This window comes from Allobosea sp. ASV33 (assembly GCF_016428755.1).
Taxonomy (GTDB): domain Bacteria; phylum Pseudomonadota; class Alphaproteobacteria; order Rhizobiales; family Beijerinckiaceae; genus Allobosea.
This window is the reverse complement of the sequence record NZ_JAELTI010000223.1, coordinates 1-401: the sequence shown is the minus strand read 5'-3', so window position 1 is coordinate 401 and position 401 is coordinate 1. Positions and strand designations below refer to the sequence as shown.

1 protein-coding gene is annotated in these 401 nt (G+C 76.1%); it reads right to left on the bottom strand.

Translation table 11 applies throughout. From position 1 onward, the window contains the following. Positions 1 to 280 (bottom strand): hypothetical protein (locus tag JHD80_RS27230; RefSeq protein ID WP_199093710.1); only part of this gene is annotated, 280 nt, incomplete at its 3' end. Positions 281 to 401 lie beyond the last annotated feature (121 nt).

Here is a 401-nt window from a genome sequence, read left to right as displayed (position 1 = left end):
CCCCCCCCCCCCCCCCCCCCCCCCCCCCCCCCCCCCCCCCCCCCCCCCCCCCCCCCCCCCCCCCCCCCCCCCATTTCCACTGATCCGGCCACCACCGACATCTACACCGAAGGTTAATCGTCGGCAGCGTCAGATGTGTATAAGCGACACTCATATAGGACGGGCCGAGCCGAGTCATCGCCGCCGCGAGCCGCGTCGCGGAGGAGCCGGCGCCGCGCCTCTCGATCAGGCGGCCGATGCGGATCATGCCGCTGTCTCTTATACACATCTCCGAGCCCACGAGACTCTAGGCGCGATCGCGTATGCCGTCGTCTGCTTGTAACGGGGGGGGGGGGGGGGGGGGGGGGGGGGGGGGGGGGGGGGGGGGGGGGGGGGGGGGGGGGGGGGGGGGGGGGGGGGGG